The organism is Corticimicrobacter sp. (assembly GCF_040137905.1).
Lineage (GTDB): Bacteria > Pseudomonadota > Gammaproteobacteria > Burkholderiales > Burkholderiaceae_B > Corticimicrobacter.
The window spans coordinates 1-16,851 of sequence record NZ_JBEFDG010000051.1 but is presented as its reverse complement, the minus strand read 5'-3'; the positions used below and the strand labels follow the sequence as shown (position 1 = coordinate 16,851).

Below are 16,851 nucleotides of genomic sequence, written 5' to 3'. Positions count from 1 at the left end.
GGTGACGGTCGAAACACTATTCGCTGCACATGACGCCGCGATTGAAATCCCAGCGCGCGCAATTACTGTAATGCAGCGCCCCAACCGCCAACGCCAGGCCAAACAGCACACCCCCTGCGGCCATGATCCATGGCAGCGCCTTGTGGGTATCTTCCAGAAATCTGCGCCAGGGAGCCTGTCCGGGAAGCGTCATCGACACAATGCCGGCCACCCCAACGGCCTGGAAAACAATAGAGAAAAACAACCGGGGCACGCTCACAGCGGCCATCTCATCGGTTCTGGAAAGAAAGATATAGACATCGATGCCCGCCAGAATCAAGGCGGCAGCAACGCCAGCAAGAACACAAGCTCGCATGGGGCTCAACCTTTTCCGTAGCCTTGTGGCGTGACGATCTGGACATGAGGCTTGACTGGAGCGGGTGATGGGAATCGAACCCACGCTTGAGGCTTGGGAAGCCGCCGTTCTACCATTGAACTACACCCGCATTGCGAAGTGATCGCAAAGACACCGTACACAGCAGGTGTACGGCAGGTCGCAAGTGTACATCAAAATCCCCTGCCCCACCTCGCCAGCATCACACATCTCCCCACGCAATTTGCAACCTCCTGGCGAGACAGCCTGCCCTACAATTTTTGCCCCTTCGTTTTTTAGAAAGACTCATCATGCAGCACCCCGCCAGCCAACAGCCGGTCAACAAATATGTCGCGCTGGGCGCCGTCTACCGTTATCCCCACTACCGCCTCAAGCAAATCGAAAGCGCCACGCCGCTGACCGACGAAGACCAGCGCCAGTCCTTTCTCGGCCTGCACATTGCCGATCCGGCAGAACACCGCAACGCCTTGCGCGCCTCGCTCGAGGAAAACTACGGCATCACTGATCGCGACAGTCTCAAGGCCTATGTCGAATCGCTCCAGCAGGGCGACTGGATCGACGGACCTGTACATGCGCTGCTGGGCCGCATCTATCTGGCACATCGCCAGGACTTTGCAAGCCTGAGCCCCGAGCAGGTCACCCATGCATTCCTGGCTGACGGCCAGTTGCAGGCGCTGGCGGCACGCTACGATCCGATCACCGGCATCGGCTCGGCCGACGACGAGACGCGCCAGCGCTATTTTGCAGATCTGCGCCAGACGGTCGCCAGCACCTTCCTGCCCGAACAAGGTGAATATCGTGAGCATCTGACAGCGTTCTTTGAGGCACACGAAAACTGGCTGGCACCTGCCGGAGATTTTTCGATTGTCGGCTTCAACCACTCCCGCCTCATCGACATTCTCGCCAGCGCTGCCACGGCCGGTTTCCTGTCGGAGGAAGAAGCGCTGGCCCTGATCGATCACTACGGCAGCCAGATCGAACAGTTGTATCCGGACTGGCAGACCTTTTTCTTCAGTTGCCTGCTGGGCAAGCGCATGCTGGTTCCGCAGGGTGGCGGGCGTACGCTGGACAGCGATGACTACATCATCTTCGTGCGCGACATGGTGACGGCAGCGCACTTTCCGCTGGCCATCTCGGGATTGTGGCCCGACAGCGACCTGAGCCTGATTGCCGGCATGCTGGGTCAGGCCGGGCAGACCGCCAGCGCAGTGATCCAGGATGTTGCGCTGCCGGTCTTTGCCCGCTTTGACCTGGCCGAAGTCTGGCAATATGGTTCCGAGCTGCACCCGGGTGGCGAAGAAGACTCGATCTCCCTGCCCGGCGATCCCGTCGCCACGGGCTCGACCAGTTTCCAGGAGCAGGCCGAAGACCCCTTCTTTTTCAATCTGCAGGAGGGTGAAGCGCCCTTCCTGCAGGCCGACACGGGGCTGTTCAAATACATCATGCTGACGGATCGGGGCATCCACTTCTCCCATCGTCCCTTCATCTTCTTCGGCGGCATGCGCAAGCGCTTCGTGGCCTGGAGCGCGCCCATGCAGTTCACCTGCGACGCCAGCGGCCTGCTGTGCTCATTGACCGTCAAGGTCAATGGCCGCAAGCTGATCTCGTTTCCCGACAACTACGGCCGCTATGGCCTGACCGAAGAAAAGGCCATCGAGATGGACTCCAAGAAGGTCCGCGCCCTCATGCAGCAGGACGTAGACAACATGGTTGCGGCCTTTACTGCCCTGCGCGAGCAGCTTGCGCAACGCGCTGCTTGAGCGCAGCCAGTCGCTCCGGTGTCCAGCCTGACGGCGAGGTCAGGCTGGCCCAGGCATCCGCATAGTGATCGAACGCATAGACATGCCCATACCCCTTGGGCGGCTCGGTCGCCAGCATCAGATCGAAGGCCAGTTGCAGGAATGTCACCACCGGAATCCAGGTCATGTCGGGTGACACGTCCGGCCCCAGCGGAGCCTGCATCCAGGCCGGGCGGCGCCACAAGGCGCGTGGATCGAAAAAAGTCACGGCATCGCTGGCATACTGGAGAAACACGATGCGAAAGGGTCCCCAGGGCTGGGCAGCGTCATCAAGCCGGTTGTCCTGCGCCGTGAATCGCACCACCGAATCGTCACCAAAACGCGGCAGCCAGGCCGGCGAACCGGGTTGCCGGGCAGCGGTGACCGCGCGCCATGTCGGCGTGCTGAAAGGCGGCCCCGACCACAGCGCACCCTGATAGGGCGCACCGATGACCTGGTACAGATCATGGCTCTGGTCGCCATTGAGCGCCCCCAGGCTCAGGCCCTGCAAGTACAGACGCGGCCGCGCGTCGGGCGGCAGGCTGCGCCAGTGCCCATAGACGGCGGCGAACACGGCACGCGCAGTATCCACGCCGTATTGCGGATCGGCCAGCAGCGCCAGCCAGCTCAGCAGGTATGAATACTGTACCGAAACGGTGGCGACATCTCCCTGCAGCACATACTCCAGCGCCGACTGACTTTCCGGATCAACCCAGCCAGTGCCTGTCGGCGTGGCGATTACCAGGTTGCTCCGTTCGAAAGCACCGATGCGCAACAGTTCCTGCAAGGCCAGCTCGGCCCGTGCCTGAGGCGTATCGGCCGAATTCAGACCGACATAGACGCGCAACGGCTCCTGCGCAGGCAGCCCCGTCATCTCTGCAATCCGTGTCGCACCAGGACCGGCCGCAATCATGCGCCGCCCCTGCCGGCCCAGTTGCTGCCAATCCACCAGGGACCCCGGCCCACCGGTCTTGAGACGATTGGAAGGCTGGGCCACGTCATCCTCGATCAGTGCATCCAGCCCGCTGTAGATCCGATCAGCAGCACGCATGGCACGGTCGGCCAGCACACCATTGCCGATGTTCCAGAACAGCGTAGCCGTCACCACAATACCGACCAGCGCGGCGGCCGGCCGTGACAGATAGCGCCCCAGCCGTGCCGAAAACCAGCGCCGGATCCAGCCGAACAGGCGCGCCAGCGCCAGCAGCACGGCAAAGGTCAGCAACGCCAGCGCCAGGATACTCAGCGGCCCGGCACTGTCGATGGGCACCATTTCCATCCGCGCCCGCAACCGGTTCTGCCAGCCGGCCGCCCACCACAACGCCAGCGCCGCAGCGATCAGGCACAGCGCCAAGGTCAGCAGCAGGGCCACGCGCCGCACACGCTCCGGTAGCGCAGGCAGGCCCATGGCACGCCACAACCGGCGCAGCAAAACCCCCAACCCATAGCCGGCAGCCAGGCAGAAACCACCCAGCACACCCTGTATCCAGGGTTCACGCGGTACCAGGGAAGGTGTCAGCGAAGCAGCAAACAGCAATGTGCCCAGGACCAGGCCTATGCCGCACAGCGAAAACGGAGACAGATCGGTTCTGGGCATGGGCAGAGGTCCAGTCAGATATCAGGCAGGGGCTGGCGCACCGCGCCATATTCCTCGGGAAAAGTGTGCAGGGAGCTTTCCACGACCGTGACCGCACCATCGATCAGGCCGCAGCGCCCGCTGCCCGGCAAAATACCACACAGGTTGCGCAAGGCCCGCAGGTCGTCGGCCGAACCGTGGCTGCTATCAAAGCGATGCAGCAGACGCGAAAGCTGGAACGTGCCGCACTTGCAGGAAGGACACTGCCCGCACGATCCGGCCGCGAAGAAGTCGATATATTCCGACACCTTGCGCACCACGCTGGTTCCTTCGGAAATCACGATCATTGCGCCGGTGCCCAGTCGCGACTTGCGCGCCCGCACCGAATCGAAATCCAGCGCGACATCCAGATCGGCCGCCGTCAGCAGCGTATTGGACGGCCCGCCCGTGAAAACCGCCTTGAAGGCCCGCCCCTGCAGCATGCCGCCGCCATGCACGAATACCAGATCCTGCAGCGACGTGCCCATGGGCAGTTCGTACAGGCCCGGATTGAGCACATCACCGGAAAGCGAATAAAGCTTGGTGCCCGCCGCCTCACCCTGGCCCAACGACCGATACCACTCAGCCCCCCGGCTCAGGATATGCGGCACATTGGCAAAGGTCTCGACGTTGTTCACCAGCGTCGGCGCGCCACCGACACCCTGCTGCGTCGGAAACGGCGGCTTGCGGCGCGGAAACGGAAAACCGCCCTCCAGCCAGGAAATGACCGCCGTATCCTCGCCGCCGATGTAGCGCCCGGAACTCGGTGTCACGTTCAGTTCAGGCGTGCGCCCCAGACACTCGGCCACCCGCCCCAGCAACGGGCTGGTACGCCACTGTGCCACGGCCAGGCGCAGGGCCTCCAGCGCCTCGGCCTGGTGCGGATTGGCATACAGCGTGACATGGCTGGCGCGCAGCGCCACGGCAGCGATCAGCATGCCCTCGATGATCTGGTGCGGCGTATGCAGCAGCAAATGCCGATCCTTGAAGGTACCGGGCTCGTCTTCATTGCCATTGCACACGATATGGCGCACGCCATCCGGTGCCTCGACCTCGGCCATGCCGGCCCATTTTTGCCAGGTCGGAAAACCCGCGCCACCCATGCCGCGCAGGCCGGCCGCCTGCAGCGTACCGATCACGGCATCGGGTTGCGCCAGCGCCGCCTGCAACCCCTGCCCGCCACCGGCGGCCAGCCAGGCCTCCAGGTCGGCACCGACCTGCCGGGAGGGATGCAGCAACACCGGTTCGAAATCAGCCATGTGCTCAGTCATGTGCCATCTCCTGGCCCGCCGCATGGGCATGCAGGACAAAGGGTACGGCACCGTAATTCGGATACAGGCAGGGTGCTGCCGGCGCATCGACCAGCCCGGCACGAATCAGGCTGCGATGCCAATCCTGGACATGCTCGATACCCACCCGCTCTCCATGCGATAGCGGCATCATCGCCGCAGCCCGGCCAGCCCGACGCCCGAAGCACAGGATATCCAGCAGGGCATTGCCCATCAGGCGGTTGCGTCCATGAATACCACCGCTGACCTCGCCTGCGCAGTACAGCCCGGGCACGCCCGTCGCACCCTGCGCATCGATGACCACGCCGCCATTCTGATAATGCAGGGTCGGATGCACCAGCAGAGGATCCTGCGCAGGGTCGACGCCGCACTTGTGTGCGATATGCCCCAGCGTGACCAGCCGCTGCAACGCATCGGGTTGCCGTGCCAGCAGACCCGGCGTGTCGAGGAACACCCCCACCTGTCCATCATGCAGCACCCCGCGTCCCTCGGCACATTCACGCAGGATGGCGGCCGCCACCACATCGCGCGGTGCCAGCTCATCAATGAAACGCTCCCCCAGCCCGTTGACCAGATAGGTACCCGCCGAACGCACCGCCTCGGAAATCAGGCCACCGGCCAGATGGGCCGGATGTGCAATGCCGGTCGGGTGATACTGAAAGGAATCCAGTTCGCGCAGACGTGCGCCCAGCCGATAGGCCAGCACCAGGCCATCGGCGGTCGCACCATAATGATTGGACGTTGCGAACCCCTGCAAGTGCAGGCGGCCGCTGCCCCCGGTCGCCAATATCACGGCGCGGGCACGCACCAGCACCAGCCTGCGCTGCTCCAGGTCATACAGCACCGCGCCCACGCACGCGCCATGCGGGTCTGACAGCAACTCCACGACAGGATGCCGGTTGCGGACGGTGATGCCTGGATGCATTTCCACTGCCTCACGCAAAACCCTCATGATTTCCAGGCCGGTGAAGTCGCGATGGCACAGCACGCGTGGCACCTGAGTGCCGCCGGCGCGCTTGCGCACCAGACAATCCCGGTGCGGCCCGGAGGTCTCCAGGTCGAAATGTACGCCCAGCCCGATCAGCCAGCGAATGGTGTCCGGCCCGCCGCTGACCATGCCGGCGACCAGCGTGCGGTCTGCCACCTGATGTCCGCCCCGCCAGGTATCCTCGAAATGCTGCTGCAGGCTATCCTCATCGCCAACGGCCGCCTGTATCCCCCCTTCGGCCATCACGGTATTGCCATCCCCCAGTCGCAGCTTGCCGGCCAGCAGCACGCGGGCACCCGCCTGCACAGCAGCCAGCGCCGCCGCGCAGCCGGCTCCGCCGCCACCGACCACCAGCACATCGGTCTCCAGCGTCTGCACGCCGGTCAGATCACGGTCATCGACCAGCGTGCGGCTCTGCAGCAGGCGAGCCAGTTCAGGATGACAGGGGTCGCCGGCATTCGGCCCGACCTGCAGGGTCGTGCGGGCAGCAGGGGCATGATCGGGATGAAATTCGCGCAGCAATGCCTCGCGCGGCCCGGGTTCCGGTCGCAACGGCGGCTCGCCTGCCGCCAGGCGGGCCCGTGCCTGTACATAGGGAATGCCCACCACGCGCATGGACGCCCCCGCCGTCATGGTTGCGCTCCCGGTTTGCGCCCTGCGTCCGTACAGGATAATGACGCGTCCGTACCCGGATCGACCTGCATGCGTCCCGATTCGATTTCGTTCAGCCGACGCAGCAGGTCTGCCGGACGCTGAGCGCTGGCACGCTGGCGGCGCACGAACAGGCCAAGGTGATTGGGCCGGATATCTTCCGGACAGGCCAGCGAGCACAGGTTGCACATGACGCACTGGTCGAATACGTCGTCCACCGCCGCGAAATCTCCTGCCACGGCGTGCGCCACACCCTGCTGCACCGACAGTCCCTTGGGACAGGCCCGGTCACAGCCACCACAATGACGGCAATGCGCCGCCTGCGGAAAGATGCGGGCCGTCTCCTGCAGGCGTGACCAGCCGTCGCCCAGCGACGCCAGGTCGTAGACCCGGTCCTGCCCGGTCGAGAAATAATCAATGAAGCTGACCAGCATGCCCGCCTCGACCTGCGTTTCACAGGCCAGCGCGGTACGGACATCCTGCTCGCCCTCGCGCCGTACCAGGCAGCGACAGGAACCACAGACGCCCTGTCCCATGCAGCCGACATTGGCCGTCAGGGTGGCACCAGCCGCCGCATAGGCCTGGATGATAGTGGCATGAGGCGCAGCATCCAGCGCCTGGCCGTTGACGATCAGTTGCACTGTTTCAGTCACGCGACAAAACCCTTCATATAAAATGGTCGTTCGAGTGTAGCGGATGCAGTAGCCGCCCGACAGACCCTCCCGCTACAATAGCGCCCATGAACATTATCCTGAATGGCGAGCCGCACAGCGTGCCCGCTCCCTTTACCCTGTCCGCGCTGGTCGAACAGCTCGGCTACGTCGGCAAGCGCATTGCCGTCGAGCGCAATGGCGAGATCGTGCCCAAGAGCCAGTATGCCGATACGCGACTGGCTGCAGACGACCGCCTGGAAATCGTTGTCGCAGTAGGAGGCGGCTGAATCATGAGTCTGCCCGACACCAACATCGCCCCCGATACGGACGAACTGGCTGCACAGCCCAACCGCACCCATATCCGCAGCTTCGTCCACCGCCGCAGCCACATCACACAAGGTCAGCAGGAAGCGCTGGATCGCCTGACGGCACAGTGGGCGATCCCCTATACCGCGCAACGCCTGTCTGTCGAGACGGCATTCGGCCGTACCGCCCCCCTGATCCTGGAGATCGGCTTCGGCATGGGCGAAACCACCGAAAAGATCGCCCTGTCCCGCCAGGGCGACAACTTCCTGGGCGTCGAAGTCTTCAATGCCGGCGTCGGCTCCATGCTCAAGCGCATCGAGGCCAGCGGCCTGCAGAACCTGCGCATCATCCAGCATGATGCCGTCGAGGTGGTGCGCGACATGATCGCGCCCGCCAGCCTGGCTGGCGTACATATTTATTTTCCCGATCCGTGGCCCAAGAAGCGGCATCACAAACGCCGTCTGGTGCAGCCGGCCTTCATCCACCTGCTGGCCAGCAGGCTGGCACCGGGGGGCTACATTCACTGCGCCACCGACTGGGAAAACTACGCCGAACAGATGCTTGAAGTCCTGTCGGGCGAAACACTGCTGACCAACACGGCAGAGGGCTATGCCCCCCGCCCCGACTATCGCCCCCAGACCAAGTTCGAAACGCGCGGCCTGCGCCTTGGTCATGGCGTATGGGATCTGATTTTTGTCAGGAATGATCAAATAGCGAGCTGATCGTTACCGGGTCATTCCTGTCGTGTATACACTTGCTTTGTTCCACCACTGACAAGGAGTCACACATGGGTCTGCTCAGTTTCATCAAGGAAGCCGGCGAAAAACTGTTCGGCGGCAGCGAAGCCAAGGCGGCAACGCCCGACCAGCTCAAGAAAGCCGTGGACGACCTCGGCCTGCAGGCCGATGGCCTGGATATCAAGGTCGATGGCGACAAGGTCACCATTTCCGGCAAGGCCAAGTCCACCGCCGATGCCGAAAAGATCGCCCTGGCGGTCGGCAACACACAGGGCATCGCCTCGGTCGAAAACAACCTCGATGTCGAGGAAGTGGCCATCGAGGCCGTCTTCTACACGGTGGTCAAGGGTGACACGCTCTGGAAGATTGCCGAAACCCAGTACGGCAATGGCAAGGGTGCCAAGTACACGGTCATTTTCGAGGCCAACCGCCCGCTGCTGAGCCATCCGGACAAGATCTATCCCGGCCAGTTGCTGCGCATTCCGCCGCTGGATTGAAGCCGACGCGCCTCCAGAGGCGCACGGGGTTCACAGAAAAGGGCAGCTCACTCGCGTGGCTGCCCTTTTTGCCTGTTGTATAAAGGCGCTGCCTTCACCCAGGAAGACGGCGCATTGTCTTTATGACGATCAGAACGACGCTGTCAGGTTGACGAACAGTGCGCGACCATGCTCGTTGTAGGTTTGCGCACCCGCTCCCTTGATGACCGCATTGTTCGTGCCGGTATTCAGGCCGGTACGATACAGGCGTTTGTTGAACAGGTTGTTGATCCCCGCACGGATATGGAAATTCTTGTTGATTTCATATCCGGCATTGAGCCCGACCAGTGCATAGGGACTCAATGACGGTGCTTGCTCAACCTCTTCGTTGCGGCGAACATCGAACGAGGCAGGCTCCTGCTTGCCGTACCAGGTCAGCGTGGCCTGCAGCGACAGCTTGGGCATGGCCTGCCAGTCCAGCCACGAATTCACTGTGTACTTGGGAATAATACTCAGCGGTTGGTTGTACGTTTTATCCTTGGATTCGATCATGTAGGTCACATTCGTATTCCAGGTCAACGTCCCGGTCAGAGGCAGGAACAGATTACCCTCCAGGCCCGACACGACTGCCTTGGGTGTATTTTCCCAACGCAGCAGATACGGATTGGATGCGCCCGACACGACCTGGCCATAGGGATCAACCCCAGCCACGATCTTGTTCTTGTAATCATTACGGAAGTAAGCCAGGCTGCCACTCAACGAACCGTCATCGTAAGCAAATCCGATTTCCTTATTGATGCTGGTCTCGCTCTTGAGATCATCATTGCCCTGCAAATAGCAACCGCCGGCAGCACTCATGTACCCCATGCAACCGATCCCCCGGCTGTAGAGCAGATAGTTCGGATTGGCCTGGTACATATTGGGTGTCTTGTAGGCACGCGCAATCCCCCCCTTGATACTCCAGACATCGTTGAGCGCATACGATGCAGTCAGGCCAGGGCTGACATTGGAACCGAATTTTTCATGATGGTTGAAGCGCACGGTCGGCACCAGCGTCAGTGCATCGGTCACCCGGATATTGTCTTCTACATACAAGGCAAAACTGTTGTAGTCCAGTTTGTCGTTGCCATCGCGCCCCGGCAATGCACTCGGTTCGAAACTGCTCCCGGCCAGTGTCAGTATCCGCATGCTGCCCGGATCCTCCAGCGATTCATGTACGAATTCACCGCCCACCGTCAGCATCTGATCCAGTCCACCCGCAAACAACGGGATATTCACTTCTCCGTCAAGACGCCATTCCTTGAATTTGCTGACATAGCGCGATTGCGCCGAAGCCGACTCCGACAGGAATGCGCCTTCCGGGCCCCCGAACAGCCCCTCGGTGCCTCGATCATTGCGCGTATACCCATAGCTCAGACCCACGCGTGACGTGCCCCAATCCCAGTTGCCGCGATGCGTCAGTCCCAGATCGGTGCGATACACCACAGTCGTTTCAGAACCATAAAGATCCGTCACCGGTACGAAATTACCACCGCTGCCGGTCGCGTAGCCGTTGAGATTCTGGGTATCCCCGGAATACAGATCACTCTTGCGATTGAAGCTCATCTCGACATCGAGCGTCTGACTTTCATCGATATCCAGGGTCAGCAAGCCATTGATGTATTTGTCGCGCACACCGGTCTTGCCGGAAGCAGCCACGATGCCGCCCTGCTCGTAGGCATGGCCGCGATTGATGTTCAAGGCATCCGGTTGTGTCTTGGCATAACCGCCAAACAGCCGGAAGCCCAACTTGTCGCTCAGGGGCCCTGCCAGCATGAATGTTGTGCGACGGCTATCACCTTCGTCAGAGTCTTGCTGGAAAGTGTTGTATTGCGAAATGGATCCGGACAGCTCATCGGTGGAACGCTTGGTAATAATGTTCACCACGCCCCCCATCGCCCCCGAACCATAGCGGGCTGCGGCAGGTCCACGCAGAACCTCGATACGTTCGACGGCCTCGGGCGGCACCCAATTGGTGTCACCATCGGTATCGCGCTCGCCAGTCCAGCCCTGACGTGCCGCATTGCGCGAATTTGCCGGCCGGCCATCGATCAGGACCATGGTGTTGTCCGGGCCCATGCCCCGGATATCAAGTTGCCGCCGATTGCCACGCATGCCGGAAGCTGCACTGCCGGTCAAATTGACGCCCGGCTCACGCCGCAAGATATCTGACAGATCCGTGGCAGGAGGACGCTTGGCAAGATCCTCCGCAGTGATCACGGACACCCCAAGCGACTCTTTCAGCTCCTCTTCGGCTGTACCCAGCACATCCACGGAATCGAGTGCATGCACGGTCTGGGCGCGTACCGGCGCAAAAACTGAAAGGCAGCACAGGACGGCTGCCACACGATTCAGCCTGAACAGGCCTTGATGATGATGACTCATGACTCTCCCTGGTTCCGATATGTGCCGAATGCCGGGCACACAACATGACGCCGGTACGGAAATTCGTGCCGGCATCAAAAAGAAATGCATTCTTATTTACATATCAGTATAAAAATGCAACAGGGCAAGCATGTTTGCACAAGCATCAGAAAACTATTCAAAAACGTCAAAATCAGACCCGCGCCCGCATCCGGGCCGGACTGAGCCCATAAAGCCGACGCATGGCCGTGGCAAAGTTGCCAGGACTGGCATAGCCGGCAATGGTCGCCGCTTGCGCCACACTGACGGATTCATTCTCCAGTGCCTTGCGTGCGCGCGCCATGCGGCAATGCCTGATATATTCGAACACGGTCTGACCATATGCTTGGCGAAAGTACCGCTGTAGTGTGCTGGCACTCATGCCGAACCGTCGGGCAATTTCACCGACACTCAGTTGATCGGCCTCACCGCTGTCGAGCCATTCGCGAATATTCAACAGGCGTCGTTGCTCCCGCACAGGCATGCCCTCATGCGCCACGGCACGGCCAGTACCGGCGATCTGCTGGAATGCCTCACCCACAATTTCGATGGCGCGACTTTCAAGGTACAGCCGCTGCATGGGATCGTCATACACGTTGGTGCACAGCATCTGCCCAGCCAGGGCACATATCCGTCCTGAAGGCTGCCAGACGCATGTCGCAAGATGTGTTTCCAGGAAATGACGCACCGTAGACCAGTCGTCGCCCCCCGAGAGACCTGCGTCACCAATCCAGGATGGCTCAAGTGTCAGGCTGATGGCGCGGGCCTTGCGACCCGCTCGGCCTCGCCGCACACAAAGAGCAGACTGTCGCAGATTGATAGCAGCTGCCTGCGCCGATGGCCCCTGCTCGGCCCCCCAGCCAGGGCCAAGCAGGAAGCGATGTGATCCGTATGTCATATCGACCTGCCCATCAACGACCAGCGCCAGCTTGAGGCCTTCGTGCAGGATCCGACTGGACACATGATCGCGCACCTGTACCGTATCCGACATGTGCAGGTACAGCCCATCACGCAAGGACAGGACTGAAAAGCGCCCGCGCACCGCAGCGCGGGCCTCGTCAGGCGCTGATGCGGGCACCGGCGCATCGACCTCGCTCGATATCAGCCCGAGCTGCCGCTTGAGGTCCTGCTCATACAGCAGGGAGGTCACTGCACGCGCCATGCCGAGCCCTCCTTGAGGTGTGTGCCCTACTTGAAGCCGCGCGGCAGTTTCATGCCGCCCAGCCCCTTGAGTCCGCCCATGGCACGCATCATCTTGGCCATGCCGCCCTTTTTCATCTGCTTCATCATGCCCTGCATCTGCTCGAACTGCGACAGCAGACGGTTGACTTCCTGGACCGGCACGCCGGCTCCGGCAGCAATGCGGCGCTTGCGCGAAGCCTTGAGCAGTTCCGGCTTGGCACGCTCCTGCGGCGTCATCGAGTTGAGGATGCCCTCGGTTCGGCGCAGTTGCTTCTCGGCCTGGCCGCCCTGCAACTGACCGGCGGCCTGCGCAAACTGTGCCGGCAACTTTTCGAGCAGCGAGCCCATGTCGCCCAGCTTCTTGACCTGGCCCAACTGATCGCGAAAGTCATTCAGGTCGAACTTGTCGCCCGACTTGAGCTTCTTGGCCAGCTTGGCAGCATCCTCGACATCGATGGACTGCTGTGCCTGCTCGACCAGCGACAGGATATCGCCCATGCCCAGCACGCGCTGAGCCATCCGGTCGGGATGGAAGGGCTGCAGGCCATCGAGCTTTTCCGATACCCCGACGAACTTGAGCGGCTTGCCGGTGACATGCCGCACCGACAGCGCCGCGCCACCACGCGCATCGCCATCGAGCTTGGTCATGACCACGCCGGTCAGCGGCAGTGCCTCGGAGAAGGCGCGCGCCACGTTGACCGCATCCTGCCCCTGCATGGCATCGACCACGAACAGGGTTTCGATGGGAGTCAGCAAATCGTGCAGCGCGCGGATCTCGCGCATCATCGCCTCGTCCACGCCCAATCGGCCTGCCGTATCGACGATCAGGACATCGTAGTGGTGGCGCTTGGCATGATCCAGTGCCTGGGTCGCAATCGCCTCGGGCTTTTGCGAAGCATCGGACGGCAGGAAATCGACGCCGACCTGTCCGGCCACCGTCTTGAGCTGTTCGATAGCGGCCGGGCGATACACGTCGGCACTGACCACCAGCACTTTTTTCTTGCCGGTCTTGCGGCCATGCTGCGTGTGGCTGCCCTCGCTGAGCCAGCGTGCCAGCTTGCCGGTGGTGGTGGTCTTGCCCGCCCCCTGCAGGCCGGCCATCAGGATCACGGCCGGCGGCTGGGCAGCCAGCGACAGCTCGCCCGCTTCCAGCCCCAGGTCGCCGCCCATCAGCGCGGTCAGTTCCTTGTGTACGATCCCGACCAGCGCCTGTCCCGGCGTCAGGCTGGAAATGACTTCCTCGCCCAGCGCCTTTTCCTTGACGCGCGCCACGAACTCGCGCACCACGGGCAACGCCACGTCCGCCTCGAGCAGCGCCAGCCGGACCTCGCGCAGCATCTCCTGGGTGTTTTCCTCGGTCAGCCGCGCCTGACCCCGCAGCGTCTTGACGACGCGCGACAAACGATTGGTTAAATTATCAAGCATTGCTCTGGTTTCGCTTACACTATCGGATTATGTCTTCAGGCATTGTATTTCACGCGCTGGCAGCCTTCGGCTACTTCCTGCTCTCGGTGGCGCACTGGCGCCATATTCCGGCAGAGCACACCGACGCTGCCCGTCCCACACGCGAAACGCAGACACTGCGCTTCGGGTTGGCGTTCGCCCTATTGTTGCATGGAATCGGCCTGCAACAGTCCATCCTGGTCGGTCCGGCCATCTACCTGAGCTGGTCCCTGGCCCTGTCGGTCGCCTTCTGGCTCGGGCTGGTTGTATTCTGGATAGAAAGCCAGTGGTTCCGCATCGATGGGCTGTTGCTGTTGCTGCTGCCCTGCGCGGCGCTCACCACGGCGCTGGCCGCCCTGTTTCCCGAAGCCACCCTGGTGGCGCACGCCGGCAATCCCTGGCTGCGCATTCACCTGCTCATCGCACTGGCTGCCTACGCACTGATCACCGTGGTCGCCGCCCATGCCATGCTGATGGCCGCGCTCGACCGTCACCTGCACCGGCCTTTCGTGCCCGAGGCAGCCGAGCAGGCCACCCACGGCCTGCTGAGCCGCACACTGGAGGCCATGCCGCCACTGCTGGTGCAGGAGCGCATCCTGTTCCGGCTGATCTGGATTGCCTTCGGCGCGCTGACCCTGACCGTCATCACCGGCTCGCTGGCATCCTGGATGATCTCCGGGCGCATCCTGCCCATGGATCACAAGACCGTTTTCACACTGCTGTCGTGGCTGACGTTCGGGCTGCTGCTGATCGGTCGCCATCGCCATGGCTGGCGCGGTCGGGTCGCACTGCGCTGGACCATGACCGGCTTCGGCTTCATGCTGCTGGCCTATACCGGTACGCGCTTCGTGCTCGAAAACGTCCTCACGCGCTGACACAAGGGTACCGACGCAACATGGGCAAGATTCTGTTCTGGTTCATCCTGATTGTGGCCGTCCTGTTCGCAGGCCGGCTGCTGGGGCATGCTGCAGCCAAGCGGGCGGCCCGCGCGCGCCAGCCCGCCCCCCCGCGCCCGACCCAGTCCGGACGCGGCCCGGTCGCACCTGTCGCAGGCCAGGGGTCTGAAGAGATGGTGCGCTGCGCCCACTGCGGCATCCACCTGCCCCGCTCCGAAGCCTTGCTCCAGCAAGGCAAGACCTGGTGCGGCAGCGAACATGCCCGCCTGGGCGCACGCCCCGAGCGAACGCACTGATCGCCCACGGAGCGCAACCATGCACAGCCGTGCCGGTTCCCCCTCCATGCCCCTGCAACTCGATACGGCAGGCTGGCTCAGGCCCGCCCCCGGCGTCAATCGGGTGCCCTCGCCCAACCAGGATGCACGTCCCGGTCACGAGGCCCCCTCCCTGCTGGTGCTGCACAACATCAGCCTGCCACCCGGCGAGTTCGGTGGCCCGCATATCGTGCGCCTGTTCACCAACAGCCTGGTGCTGGCCGACCACCCCTGGTTCGAAAACATCCGCGGCCTGCGCGTATCGGCCCATTTCCTGATCCGGCGCGACGGCCAGATCCTGCAGTTCGTGGCCACCCTGCAGCGAGCCTGGCATGCCGGCGTATCCGAGTTCGAAGGACGCAACCGCTGCAATGATTTCTCGATCGGCATCGAACTGGAAGGCACCGACAGCCAGCCCTACGAACCTGTCCAGTACACCCGCCTGCAGGCGCTGACCGCCTGCCTGCGCACACACCACCCGCTGTCGGCCGTGCGCGGGCACGAACACATTGCCCCTGGCCGCAAGACCGATCCGGGCCCATCATTTGACTGGCTGTCCTATGGCCGGCAATGCGGCTGGGCCGCCAAGTCGCTCCCACCCACCTGCCAGACGACCTGACCGGAGCCTGCCATGCGTGACATGCGCACACTGGAAACATTCTACTGGGTCGCCACACTCGGCGGTTTCCGGGCGGCGGCGCAGTACCTGAACACGACCCAGCCGGCCATTTCGGCACGTATCGCGCAGTTGGAGGAAGAACTGGGCGTGCGCCTGTTCGACCGCCGAACCAAGCGCATCACGCTGACCACCCGGGGTGCCGTGCTGCTGTCGTATTCCGAAAAAATCTTTCAGATACGCACCGAAATGCTGCAGGCCGTCTCCGACAATGGCACCCTGCTGCGCGGCACGTTCCGCCTCGGCGTATCCGAAACACTGGTACATACCTGGCTGTCGCCGCTGCTGGAGCGCATCCGCACACTGTACCCTCAGATCTCGCTGGATATCTCGGTCGACACCACGGTGGAAATCCACAAGCAACTGCTGTCGCTCGACCTCGACCTGGGGCTGGTGGCCGCACCGCTGGACCACCCCGATGCCCGCTCGCTGAAACTCTGCGCCTACCCGTTCCGGCTGCTGGTCGCGCCCGCCTTCCGGGCTGCCCTGCCAGCCAACGCCACCGACCGGATGCTGCTGACCCGCTACCCGATCATCACCTATCCCAAGAGTGCCCTGTCGACCAAGAACCTGATCGCCGCCAGCCAGGAACGGCTGGGTCTGGCAAACCTGCGGATCTGGGGTATCTCACCCATTACCACCATCATCGACATGGCACGCACGGGCCTTGGCATTGCCGCCCTGTCACCCGTCAGCATCCCGAAGATACTGGCTGCCGGCGAGCTTGAAACGCTCCCCAGCCGGCTGCCACTGGACGATCTCAGCTTCTACTCCACCTACCTGCCCGGCCCCAACGCCTTTCTCAAGGAAGCCATCCGCGACCTTGCCCTGGACGCCGCCGAGGCCTTCAACGCCACGACCGCCCGCACGACCGAATACCCGGACTGAACGCACGCACAGCCTGCAGCACATTGCCCGCAGCACCCGTCGCTACGTCAAAACACCTCGGGACTTTCCCCTAGACACCCAATTTATTACAAGAACGGGCTGGCTCGCCAGCGCCGTGGTCATGCCCTTTTCTGACGACATATC

At 62.6% G+C, this 16,851-nt stretch carries 16 protein-coding genes and 1 tRNA gene; 8 read left to right on the top strand and 9 right to left on the bottom strand.

All coding sequences use genetic code 11. The annotated features are described in order from the left end of the window. Positions 1 to 16 precede the first annotated feature (16 nt). Positions 17 to 319 carry a hypothetical protein gene (locus tag ABN482_RS08770; RefSeq protein ID WP_349503627.1) on the bottom strand — a complete coding sequence of 101 codons (303 nt, stop codon included), beginning with the start codon at positions 317 to 319 and terminating at the stop codon, positions 17 to 19. A gap of 92 nt (positions 320 to 411) precedes the next feature. Further along, a tRNA-Gly gene (locus ABN482_RS08765) sits at positions 412 to 485 on the bottom strand. Positions 486 to 663: 178 nt separating this feature from the next. Between ABN482_RS08765 and ABN482_RS08760 the strand changes: the two genes are divergently transcribed. Further along, the gene (locus tag ABN482_RS08760; protein ID WP_349503626.1) at positions 664 to 2,133 is read left to right on the top strand and encodes a DUF1266 domain-containing protein; all 1,470 of its coding nucleotides are present in this window, start codon (positions 664 to 666) and stop codon (positions 2,131 to 2,133) included. On the opposite strand, the gene ABN482_RS08755 is transcribed toward ABN482_RS08760, so the two are convergent. Genes ABN482_RS08755 through ABN482_RS08740 form a run of 4 tightly spaced genes read right to left on the bottom strand, consistent with a single transcriptional unit; the run spans position 2,093 to position 7,347 of the window. Then, a complete protein-coding gene (locus tag ABN482_RS08755) occupies positions 2,093 to 3,748 on the bottom strand; it encodes an alpha/beta hydrolase (RefSeq protein ID WP_349503625.1) in 1,656 nt (551 codons plus the stop codon). The genes ABN482_RS08760 and ABN482_RS08755 overlap by 41 nt on opposite strands. Positions 3,749 to 3,762: 14 nt before the next feature. After that, positions 3,763 to 5,025 carry a complex I 51 kDa subunit family protein gene (locus tag ABN482_RS08750; protein ID WP_502877269.1) on the bottom strand — a complete coding sequence of 421 codons (1,263 nt, stop codon included), beginning with the start codon at positions 5,023 to 5,025 and terminating at the stop codon, positions 3,763 to 3,765. 4 nt (positions 5,026 to 5,029) lie between these two features. Next, on the bottom strand, positions 5,030 to 6,676 hold the full coding sequence (locus ABN482_RS08745) for an FAD-binding protein (protein ID WP_349503623.1): 1,647 nt from the start codon (positions 6,674 to 6,676) through the stop codon (positions 5,030 to 5,032). After that, a complete protein-coding gene (locus ABN482_RS08740) occupies positions 6,673 to 7,347 on the bottom strand; it encodes a 4Fe-4S dicluster domain-containing protein (protein WP_349503622.1) in 675 nt (224 codons plus the stop codon). The genes ABN482_RS08745 and ABN482_RS08740 overlap by 4 nt, the downstream gene beginning before the upstream one ends. Before the next feature lie 86 nt (positions 7,348 to 7,433). Between ABN482_RS08740 and thiS the strand changes: the two genes are divergently transcribed. The 3 genes from thiS to lysM all read left to right on the top strand — a co-directional run bounded on the left by thiS (position 7,434) and on the right by lysM (position 8,887). Then, positions 7,434 to 7,634, top strand: a complete 201-nt coding sequence (thiS, locus tag ABN482_RS08735; RefSeq protein WP_349503621.1) for a sulfur carrier protein ThiS — start codon at positions 7,434 to 7,436, stop codon at positions 7,632 to 7,634. A gap of 3 nt (positions 7,635 to 7,637) precedes the next feature. Continuing rightward, a complete protein-coding gene (gene trmB, locus ABN482_RS08730) occupies positions 7,638 to 8,375 on the top strand; it encodes a tRNA (guanosine(46)-N7)-methyltransferase TrmB (protein WP_349503620.1) in 738 nt (245 codons plus the stop codon). Between the two features lie 65 nt (positions 8,376 to 8,440). Continuing rightward, positions 8,441 to 8,887: a peptidoglycan-binding protein LysM gene (gene lysM, locus ABN482_RS08725; protein WP_349503619.1), complete on the top strand. Its 447-nt coding sequence runs from the start codon at positions 8,441 to 8,443 to the stop codon at positions 8,885 to 8,887. 129 nt (positions 8,888 to 9,016) lie between these two features. Here lysM and ABN482_RS08720 read toward each other — a convergent pair whose 3' ends face one another. The 3 genes from ABN482_RS08720 to ffh form a co-directional block, all read right to left on the bottom strand. Then, on the bottom strand, positions 9,017 to 11,290 hold the full coding sequence (locus ABN482_RS08720) for a FepA family TonB-dependent siderophore receptor (RefSeq protein WP_349503618.1): 2,274 nt from the start codon (positions 11,288 to 11,290) through the stop codon (positions 9,017 to 9,019). 172 nt (positions 11,291 to 11,462) lie between these two features. Continuing rightward, on the bottom strand, positions 11,463 to 12,470 hold the full coding sequence (locus tag ABN482_RS08715; RefSeq protein ID WP_349503617.1) for a helix-turn-helix domain-containing protein: 1,008 nt from the start codon (positions 12,468 to 12,470) through the stop codon (positions 11,463 to 11,465). A gap of 26 nt (positions 12,471 to 12,496) precedes the next feature. After that, entirely contained in the window at positions 12,497 to 13,915 is a 1,419-nt protein-coding gene (gene ffh, locus ABN482_RS08710; protein WP_349503616.1) for a signal recognition particle protein, read from the bottom strand. A gap of 29 nt (positions 13,916 to 13,944) precedes the next feature. Here ffh and ABN482_RS08705 point away from each other — a divergent pair, with 29 nt between their 5' ends. The 4 genes from ABN482_RS08705 to ABN482_RS08690 are packed head-to-tail and all read left to right on the top strand — an operon-like array spanning position 13,945 to position 16,707. Then, positions 13,945 to 14,808 (top strand): cytochrome C assembly family protein, encoded by an 864-nt coding sequence (locus ABN482_RS08705; RefSeq protein WP_109060051.1) that lies wholly within the window; start codon positions 13,945 to 13,947, stop codon positions 14,806 to 14,808. A gap of 20 nt (positions 14,809 to 14,828) precedes the next feature. Next, a complete protein-coding gene (locus ABN482_RS08700) occupies positions 14,829 to 15,125 on the top strand; it encodes a PP0621 family protein (protein WP_349503615.1) in 297 nt (98 codons plus the stop codon). Positions 15,126 to 15,171: 46 nt separating this feature from the next. Continuing rightward, entirely contained in the window at positions 15,172 to 15,762 is a 591-nt protein-coding gene (ampD, locus tag ABN482_RS08695; protein ID WP_349503645.1) for a 1,6-anhydro-N-acetylmuramyl-L-alanine amidase AmpD, read from the top strand. Between the two features lie 12 nt (positions 15,763 to 15,774). Beyond that, positions 15,775 to 16,707, top strand: a complete 933-nt coding sequence (locus ABN482_RS08690; protein WP_349503614.1) for a LysR family transcriptional regulator — start codon at positions 15,775 to 15,777, stop codon at positions 16,705 to 16,707. Positions 16,708 to 16,851 lie beyond the last annotated feature (144 nt).

Coding starts and splice junctions, on each gene's coding strand:
- ABN482_RS08760 (WP_349503626.1), top strand. CDS start 664: ATGCAGCACCCCGCCAGCCAACAGCCGGTCAACAAATATGTCGCGCTG.
- ABN482_RS08755 (WP_349503625.1), bottom strand. CDS start 3,748: ATGCCCAGAACCGATCTGTCTCCGTTTTCGCTGTGCGGCATAGGCCTG.
- ABN482_RS08750 (WP_502877269.1), bottom strand. CDS start 5,025: ATGGCTGATTTCGAACCGGTGTTGCTGCATCCCTCCCGGCAGGTCGGT.
- ABN482_RS08745 (WP_349503623.1), bottom strand. CDS start 6,676: ATGACGGCGGGGGCGTCCATGCGCGTGGTGGGCATTCCCTATGTACAG.
- thiS (WP_349503621.1), top strand. CDS start 7,434: ATGAACATTATCCTGAATGGCGAGCCGCACAGCGTGCCCGCTCCCTTT.
- trmB (WP_349503620.1), top strand. CDS start 7,638: ATGAGTCTGCCCGACACCAACATCGCCCCCGATACGGACGAACTGGCT.
- lysM (WP_349503619.1), top strand. CDS start 8,441: ATGGGTCTGCTCAGTTTCATCAAGGAAGCCGGCGAAAAACTGTTCGGC.
- ABN482_RS08720 (WP_349503618.1), bottom strand. CDS start 11,290: ATGAGTCATCATCATCAAGGCCTGTTCAGGCTGAATCGTGTGGCAGCC.
- ABN482_RS08715 (WP_349503617.1), bottom strand. CDS start 12,470: ATGGCGCGTGCAGTGACCTCCCTGCTGTATGAGCAGGACCTCAAGCGG.
- ffh (WP_349503616.1), bottom strand. CDS start 13,915: ATGCTTGATAATTTAACCAATCGTTTGTCGCGCGTCGTCAAGACGCTG.
- ABN482_RS08705 (WP_109060051.1), top strand. CDS start 13,945: ATGTCTTCAGGCATTGTATTTCACGCGCTGGCAGCCTTCGGCTACTTC.
- ABN482_RS08700 (WP_349503615.1), top strand. CDS start 14,829: ATGGGCAAGATTCTGTTCTGGTTCATCCTGATTGTGGCCGTCCTGTTC.
- ampD (WP_349503645.1), top strand. CDS start 15,172: ATGCCCCTGCAACTCGATACGGCAGGCTGGCTCAGGCCCGCCCCCGGC.
- ABN482_RS08690 (WP_349503614.1), top strand. CDS start 15,775: ATGCGTGACATGCGCACACTGGAAACATTCTACTGGGTCGCCACACTC.